Origin of the sequence: Xanthomonas sp. MUS 060 (genome assembly GCF_000963215.1) — a bacterium.
GTDB lineage: Bacteria > Pseudomonadota > Gammaproteobacteria > Xanthomonadales > Xanthomonadaceae > Xanthomonas_A.
In genome coordinates this window covers 1-3,634 of record NZ_JZIM01000059.1, presented here as the reverse complement: position 1 = coordinate 3,634, position 3,634 = coordinate 1, and the positions used below count along the sequence as shown (strand labels likewise).

Sequence of the window (3,634 nt, the reverse complement as noted above, 5' to 3'; positions counted from 1 at the left end):
GTTCGACCGCACCGCCGAAGGCCGAGCAATCAAATGCCTTGTGATCGTGGACGATGCGACCCACGAAGCAGTCGCCATGGAGGTGGAGCGTGCCATGACCGCACCGCCGAAGGCCGAGCAATCAAATGCCTTGTGATCGTGGACGATGCGACCCACGAAGCAGTCGCCATGGAGGTGGAGCGTGCCATGCCATCTCCGGCCATGGTGTGGCACGCGTGCTGAAGCGACTGACGCACAGTCGTGGCCTGCCGAAGATGATCCGCACTGGTAATGGCAAGGGATTTTGCGGCAAGGCCATGGTTGCCTGGGCGCACGGTCGTGGTGTGCAGTGACGGCTGATCCAACCCGGAAAGCCAAACCAAAACGCCTACGTCGAATCGTTCAATGGCCGACTGCGCGATGAGTGCCTCAATGAACACTGCTTCCCGACGCTGCTACATGCGCGCACCGACATCCATCGAACGGTGGCGACGCGAGTACAACGAAGATCGACCCAAAAAAGCGATCGGCGGCATGACACCGGCCGCATATGCCAAACGCCTGGCAACAGCGATATCATCACCGCCGGACTCTAAACCCGACTGCTATTCAGGATGGGGGATGTCGGCCTCGCCCCGAACCGGGCTGTTCTTCAGTTGACAGACACCAGCTTCAGGCATCGCCGCGAGGGGCCTGCTTGCGTTGCCCGATCCCCGCTTCTACTTGGGCTAGCGGCGGCTGCAATCACCGCAGTCGATGAATGATGCCTTGGGCTGGAACCGTCCCCAGTTCGGGCGCTTCATCGAAGCGTTGATGTGCTTCGGCGATGGCGAATTGGTTGTCGTTTGCCCAATTCACAAGCGCCATCACAGGCCCTAATAGCGTCCGACCCAGTTCGGTGAGGTCGTAATCGACTCGCGGCGGGATAGTCGGATAGATCGTCCTGGTAATCAGTCCATCGCGCTCCATTCCGCGCAACGTCAGCGTCAGCATGCGTTGGGAGATGCCGTCAATACCGCGCCTCAACTCGTTGAAGCGCCGCGTTCCATTGGCCAGCGAGGCAATGATGTAGAGGCTCCATTTGTCGCCGACACGATCCAGTATTTCGCGGGTGGCTCGACAGCCTCCCGTATTGGGGTCCGGCAGTTCTTCGGGCAAATCTGTGTGACTCAGTGACATGTCTGTGCCTTCTTGTGGAATGCAGCAAGGAATCTTACCATCCTTCGTATGGATAGGTAACTTAGATTTCATATGTTACCTAGTATCTATTTTATACCATGCACGGAGCCATCATGAGCAAAGTCCTGCTGATCACATCCAGCCCACGCGGGGCTGACAGCCTTTCCACCCGCTTCGCCACTGAAATTGCCAATGGCATCCGGGCTCAACAGGGGGGCTCGCTGACTGTTCGCGACCTTGTCGCAAATCCGGCACCGCACATCACGGTGGCCTACATCCAAGGCCGCGCTACGGCCTCTAATGCGCGCACACCGGAACAGATTGAGGCAGTCGAAGGTGCCCAGGAGCTGGTTGATGAGTTGCGCGCAGCCGACGTGATCGTGCTTGGCTCGGGAATGATGAATTTCGGTCCATCTTCGCAGCTCAAGGCCTGGATTGACCACGTCACGTGGCCGGGCATCACCTTCAGCTACGGCACAGATGCGTCCCAGGGGCTGCTGACTGGCAAGAAGGTTTATCTGGTCACCGCCGCTGGCGGCGTGTTCTCGGGGAGTCTGTGCACCCTTCGATTTCCAGACCAACTATCTCCTGCACATGCTCGGCTTTATCGGATTGACCGACGTCGAGCTTGTGCGTATCGAAGGCACATTGCTCGGCCCGGACGCGGCCCAGGCCGCCACCGCGAAGGCCGACGCGACGGTGAAGTCCTTGTTGGCGAAGGCGGCGTGAAGTCATGATCGTGCGCAAAACTATCACGTGCTTCGGCGCTGGCACCGGCATCGACTTCGCGACCATGCCTGCGAATAGTCAGGGAGGAATGAAATGAAGCTTGCCATATTCGGAGCCACCGGATCGACTGGACTGCACATCATCGAAGAAGCCTTGAAGCAAGGCTACGTCCTTTCTGTCTATACGCGCGATGCGAAGAAGCTCGCCGCGCTTGCCGGGAAAGTCGAAGTCGTTGTCGGTGATCTGCAAGACCGGGACGCCATTGCGAAGTGCATCCAGGGTGCTGATGCTGTCATCAGTGCCCTGGGGCCTAACAGTCTCAAGGTGCAGGGTGACCGACCAGTCATGCATGGCCTATCCAACATCATAGCCGCGATGCGGCAATTGGGCGTGCGGCGCCTTCTCCAAGTATCTACGGCGAGCTATCGCGACCCCCAGGATGGCTTCGCCCTCACTTCCCATATGGGAGTGTTTTTCTTCAAAGTGTTTGTTCGCAAGGCTTACGAGGACATCCGAGCGACTGGCGAACTGATCGCCAATTCGGACCTGGACTGGACGTTGGTGCGGATCCCATTCCTTAAAGATGGCCCGGCGAACGGAAAAATCGATGTTGGCTGGTATGGAAGAACCAATCTCGGATCGAAACTTTCACGGGGCAATCTCGCAGAATTTCTGATTCAGCAGGTCACTGACCAGAAGTTCGTGCGGGCCGCACCGGGCATCGCCAATGGTTGAAGAAGGAGAGAACTAGTATGTTGCAAATTGACCTATATACCGAGATCACCTGCCCTTGGTGCATCATCGGCCAGTACCGCCTCGATAAGGTTCTGAAAGAGCGCTTTCCCGATCTTGCGGTCGACATTCATCATCATCCCGTCCTGTTGTTGGCGGATGCCCCCGCTGAGGGGTTGTACATCCCCGACTTGCTTTTTAAGCGATACGGCGTGACCGACCCAAAGACCTCGTTTGCTCGGGCCGAAGGCGAAGCCCGTGCGTCGGGGCTTGACCTAGATCTTGGCCGTCAACTCTTTACCTATCCGACGCAGGCAGCACACGCGATCATCAATGCGGCGGGACCGCGCGGCACGCAGCACCAACTCGCGGTCGCGATCACGCAAGCCCACTTCCTGCAGGCGAAGAATATTGGCAAGGCCGATGTGCTGGCAGACATCGCCGTAGCTCATGGGTTTGAACGCGACGAAGCCCTCGCCATTGCTCGTGATCCGGTATGGCACGCGAGGGTAGAGCAAGCGGCGACTGACTCTGCTGCAGCTGGCGTTCGGTCAGTTCCACACTTCGTTTTCGGTGCTCATGTCGCGATCAATGGAGGCCGCAGCGAAGACGAAATCGCCACGGCAATTGGCCAAGCAATACGCGGCATTGACCATAACCAGCATGCTAACGGGTAGTGTGACAGGACGTGCCCATAAATCATGCGCTTGCCTATGGGAATGGGACGTGGAACGGAGCTTCTCACGGGTGGTTGCGGAGGCTTGATGTAATACGCTGATCTGGTGACGTCCCCCCGATTTTGAGTATCACGCTTGCCTATGGGAATGGGACGTGGAACGGAGCTTCTCACGGGTGGTTGCGGAGGCTTGATGTAATACGCTGATCTGGTGACGTCCCCCCGATTTTGAGTATCACGCCAGTGCAGCTGTTCGAGAACGACTTGATCAAGGAAGCGCTGCGAAAAAAATAGTCAGCGCACCGGTGCGTCGTGCGCTGGTGCACGAGTGGATCCAAG

General features: G+C 57.8%; 4 protein-coding genes and 1 pseudogene. 4 read left to right on the top strand and 1 reads right to left on the bottom strand.

Features of this window, described 5'->3' with window-relative positions; genetic code table 11:
- Positions 1-96: 96 nt before the first annotated feature.
- Positions 97-639: pseudogene (locus tag XANALMUS060_RS16710) on the top strand (integrase core domain-containing protein); the annotation flags it as partial.
- Positions 640-723: 84 nt separating this feature from the next.
- Here the strand turns inward: XANALMUS060_RS16710 and XANALMUS060_RS16705 are convergent.
- The gene (locus XANALMUS060_RS16705; protein ID WP_045739406.1) at positions 724-1,158 is read right to left on the bottom strand and encodes a helix-turn-helix domain-containing protein; all 435 of its coding nucleotides are present in this window, start codon (positions 1,156-1,158) and stop codon (positions 724-726) included.
- Between the two features lie 113 nt (positions 1,159-1,271).
- Here XANALMUS060_RS16705 and XANALMUS060_RS16700 point away from each other — a divergent pair, with 113 nt between their 5' ends.
- The 3 genes from XANALMUS060_RS16700 (at position 1,272) to XANALMUS060_RS16690 (ending at position 3,296) form a co-directional block, all read left to right on the top strand.
- Positions 1,272-1,895, top strand: a complete 624-nt coding sequence (locus XANALMUS060_RS16700; protein WP_200894095.1) for an NAD(P)H-dependent oxidoreductase — start codon at positions 1,272-1,274, stop codon at positions 1,893-1,895.
- Between the two features lie 85 nt (positions 1,896-1,980).
- A complete protein-coding gene (locus tag XANALMUS060_RS16695) occupies positions 1,981-2,622 on the top strand; it encodes an SDR family oxidoreductase (protein ID WP_045739405.1) in 642 nt (213 codons plus the stop codon).
- Positions 2,623-2,639: 17 nt separating this feature from the next.
- Positions 2,640-3,296 (top strand): DsbA family protein, encoded by a 657-nt coding sequence (locus tag XANALMUS060_RS16690; protein ID WP_045739404.1) that lies wholly within the window; start codon positions 2,640-2,642, stop codon positions 3,294-3,296.
- Positions 3,297-3,634 lie beyond the last annotated feature (338 nt).

Coding starts and splice junctions, on each gene's coding strand:
- XANALMUS060_RS16690 (WP_045739404.1), top strand. CDS start 2,640: ATGTTGCAAATTGACCTATATACCGAGATCACCTGCCCTTGGTGCATC.
- XANALMUS060_RS16705 (WP_045739406.1), bottom strand. CDS start 1,158: ATGTCACTGAGTCACACAGATTTGCCCGAAGAACTGCCGGACCCCAAT.
- XANALMUS060_RS16700 (WP_200894095.1), top strand. CDS start 1,272: ATGAGCAAAGTCCTGCTGATCACATCCAGCCCACGCGGGGCTGACAGC.
- XANALMUS060_RS16695 (WP_045739405.1), top strand. CDS start 1,981: ATGAAGCTTGCCATATTCGGAGCCACCGGATCGACTGGACTGCACATC.